The organism is Caulobacter sp. P1_B12_2 (assembly GCF_056406675.1).
In genome coordinates this window covers 1-3,782 of record NZ_JBFTZS010000445.1, presented here as the reverse complement: position 1 = coordinate 3,782, position 3,782 = coordinate 1, and the positions used below count along the sequence as shown (strand labels likewise).

The window sequence follows — 3,782 nt, the reverse complement described above, 5'->3', positions numbered from 1 at the left end:
GATCTGAAGGACGGCGACCTGGTGCTGGCCCAGGTGGGCACGGCCTCGGGCCGCTACGGCCCCAAGTTCGGCAAGGTGCTGGAAGTGGTCGGCAGCGAGGACGATCCGCGCGCCGCATCCTTGATCGCCATCCACAGCCACGGCATCCCGACGGGCTTCTCCGAAGAGGCCGAGGCGGAAGCCGGCGCCGCCAAGCCGCCGACCCTGGAAGGCCGCGACGACCTGCGCGACCTGCCGTTCGTGACCATCGACCCGGTCGACGCCCGCGACCACGACGACGCGGTCTACGCCCATCCCGACCCGGACGCCGGCAATGTGGGCGGCTGGATCGTCTGGGTGGCCATCGCCGACGTCGCCGCCTATGTGCGTCCGGGCTCGGCCTTGGACCGCGACGCCCGCGAGAAGGGCAACAGCGTCTACTTCCCCGACCGGGTGGAGCCGATGCTGCCCGAGACCCTGTCCAACGGCCTGTGCTCGCTCCGCGAAGGCGAGAACCGCGCCACTCTGGCGGTGCGGATGGTGTTCGACAACGACGGCCGCAAGAAGAGCCACAAGTTCGTGCGCGGCCTGATGCGTTCGGCCGCCAAGCTGTCCTATGAGCAGGCCCAGGCCGCCATCGACGGCGTCGCCCCGCCCGACGGCCAGGACGGCGACAAGGCCGGTCCGCTGCTGGATCCGATCCTGCGCCCCCTGTGGGCCGCCTTCCGCCTGATGGGCAAGGGCCGCGAGCAGCGCTCGCCCCTGGGCATCGAAAGCGACGAGCGCCGCATCATCATCAAGGAAGGCGAGATCCAGTCGATCACCCGCCGCGCCAGCCTCGAGGCCCACAAGCTGATCGAGGAGATGATGATCCAGGCCAATGTCTGCGCGGCCGAAAGCCTGGAAGCCAAGCGCACGCCGCTGATCTACCGGGTGCACGACACGCCCAGTCAGGAGAAGGTGCTGAGCCTGACCGAGTTCCTGCAGACCCTGGAGGTCAAGTGGTCCAAGGGCGAGGCTCCGACCACGGCGCGCTTCAACAAGCTGCTGGACGACACCCGCGAGAGCCCGCACGCGGCGATCATCAACGAGGTGGTCCTGCGCACCCAGATGCAGGCCCACTATTCCAGCGACAACCTGGGCCACTTCGGCCTGAACCTGGCCCGCTACGCCCACTTCACCAGCCCGATCCGGCGCTATGCCGACCTGATCGTCCACCGGGCCCTGATCCGGGCCCTGAAGCTGGGCGACGACGGCCTGACCGACCAGGACATCTCGCAGATCAAGGACACCGCCGAGGTCATCACCCACGCCGAGCGTCGGGCCATGGCCGCCGAGCGCGACGCCACCGACCGCTACATCGCCGCCTTCCTGGCCGACCGGGTGGGCGCGACGTTCACCGGCCGGATCACGGGGGTGACGCGTTTTGGCCTGTTCGTGAAGCTGGACGAGACGGGCGCCGACGGCTTGGTCCCTGTCTCGACCCTGGGCGAGGAATATTTCATCCACGACGACCGCATGCACGCCCTGGTCGGCGAGCGCACCGGCAAGCGTTTCCCGCTGGGGCTGTCGGTCGAGGTCAAGCTGCGCGAGGCCACCCCGGTCACGGGCGGGTTGTTGTTCGAGATGCTGACCGAAGCGTTGCCGGTGGATCCGAAGGCGCCGAGGCCGAGGCTGGGCATCCGCGGCAAGCCGGCGATCAAGCCGCGTGGGGGCCTGCCCAAGGGCGTCCGGCGCGGCAAGCGGCGGTAGTTCGGTAACCATCTCCCAGAGGGAGAGGGTGTCTAGGGGAGAGCAGCCCGCGCCGCCGCCTCCAGGCGATCGGCCGTCATTTGCTGGTCAGCGATCGACGGGTGATGGTCGCAGGCGCCCCGGTCCATGCCGGTGATCCGCACGGGGGTCGCCAGGCCCGGCGCCTCGGCGTCGACCGCCTGAGCCACCTCTTCCACGTCGGTCGCGAAATTGCCGATGGCGATCAGCAGGAACCGCGCCTGGGGCTGGCGTCGCGCCAGGTCTCGGACGAAGGCGACGTAGGCCTGGCGATAGTCGGCGTGCAGGGCGGCCTTGTCGGTCCAGGCCTCGCCCGGCGTCAGGGGCGTGGAGAAGTCGTTCGTGCCCAGGCCGATGACGATCAGATCGGGCCGCCAGGGGTCCGCCGGAGTCACGCTGGGCGAGGCCTGGCCCGGGATCATGCGCGAATAGAGCACCGGCAAGGTCTCGCCCCGCGCGCCGCCGCCGTAGTTGCGCACCACGCCCCGGCCGGAGAAGGCGACGATCCGATAGTCCGCGTCCAGCCGGCGCGACAGGATCGGCCCGAAGGTCAGGCTGGTGTCGGTCAGATCGTGGATCTGGGCGCGCGTGCACTCGCGGGTCGTCGAGCGCACGCCGTAGCCGACCGTATAGGAGTCGCCGATGAACTCGATCCGATGCGGACGCTTCGGCGACGGCAGGGCCCGGCCGCCGGGGCCGACGAAGAAGCCGAGAAAGCGCGCCGAGCCGCTCTGGCTCTCGGTCAGCTTGTCCAGCCGCACGACGTGCTCGCCTGGTCCCAGATCGCCGAAGGTGACGCGCGGGGCGCTGGTCTTGTCGAGTTCGGTGCGGACCTGGCCGTCGATGCTGACCGCCAGATGCTCCGCGCCCGGATCGACCGCCACCTCGACGGACGGTCCGGTGAACCGGCCTTCGAAATAGACGCCCGGCCAGCCAAACGCGTAGCCGCCGTCGGGCAAGGCCACGGTCCGGCCGCCGATGTTGGGCGTCAGGGCGGTCTGGGCCGCGGCCGGGCTCGACAGGGCCAGGGCCGCGACGGCGGCGAGGATAAGCAGGGATCGCAAACAGGTCCTCCTTCGAAGCGCCGCGCCAGACGCTACTTCCTCGCCAGATAGTCCAACGCCAGCAGCACCTCGGCCTTCACGCCGGTCTCCAGCACCGCCTCGTCGATGTCGAAATACGGCGAGTGGTTGGCCGGGGCCGTGGCGGCGGGCACGCTGGCCGGTCGCCCGCCCAGCTGGATGAACACCGCCGGGATCTTCTCGCCATAGCGCGAGAAGTCCTCGGCCCCCGTCACCAGCGCGGCTTGGTCGTCGACCTTGCCGGGCGAGGCCTGTTCCAGCACCGGCTTGACCCAGGCCGACAGGGCCAGGTCGTTGCGGGTGACCGGATAGGGCTGGGTGAACACCGCCTGGGCTTTGGCGCCGTAACGGTCGCCGATGGCGGCCACGGTCTTCTGGACCTTGTCGATCACGTCGGCCCGTCGCTCGGCGTTGAAGGTGCGCAGGGTGCCGGTCATGGTCAGGTCTTCGGGGATGATGTTGTTGCGCACCCCCATGTTGATCGTCGCCACGGTCAGGACCGTGGGCGAGGCGCCGACGTCGATCTGGCGGGCCGACAGCTGGTTGAACGCCTGGACGATGTCGGCCGCGACGCTGGCCATGTCGACGCCGGCCCAGGGCCGCGCCCCATGGGTCTGCTTGCCCTTGACCGTGATCGTCAGCCGCTCGGAGCCCGCATAGAAGCCGCCGGACCGATAGTTCAGGGCATGGGCGTCGCCGGGGCCGATGTGCAGGCCGAAGATGGCGTCGACCTTGGGATGCTCCAGCGCCCCGTCGCGGACCATCAGAAGCGCCCCGCCCTCCTCGCCGGCCTGGGAGCCTTCCTCGGCCGGCTGGAAGATGACCACGACCGTGCCGGGGATCTGCGCCTTCATGCCGGCCAGCACCGTCGCCGCGCCCAGCAGCATGGCCACGTGGGTGTCGTGGCCGCAGGCGTGCATGACCGGCAGGGTCCGGCCTTCCCACTGCGCC

3 protein-coding genes are annotated in these 3,782 nt (G+C 70.0%); 1 reads left to right on the top strand and 2 read right to left on the bottom strand.

What is annotated here, in order from left to right; genetic code table 11:
* Positions 1-1,731, top strand: a 1,731-nt coding sequence (rnr, locus tag AC1DZ6_RS21140) for a ribonuclease R (protein ID WP_477099100.1), incomplete at its 5' end; no start/stop codon positions are given.
* A gap of 32 nt (positions 1,732-1,763) precedes the next feature.
* Here rnr and AC1DZ6_RS21135 read toward each other — a convergent pair.
* Both AC1DZ6_RS21135 and AC1DZ6_RS21130 read right to left on the bottom strand, forming a co-directional pair.
* A complete protein-coding gene (locus tag AC1DZ6_RS21135) occupies positions 1,764-2,813 on the bottom strand; it encodes an SGNH/GDSL hydrolase family protein (RefSeq protein WP_477099099.1) in 1,050 nt (349 codons plus the stop codon).
* A gap of 32 nt (positions 2,814-2,845) precedes the next feature.
* A partial coding sequence (locus AC1DZ6_RS21130; RefSeq protein ID WP_477099098.1) for an amidohydrolase occupies positions 2,846-3,782 on the bottom strand: 937 nt, incomplete at its 5' end.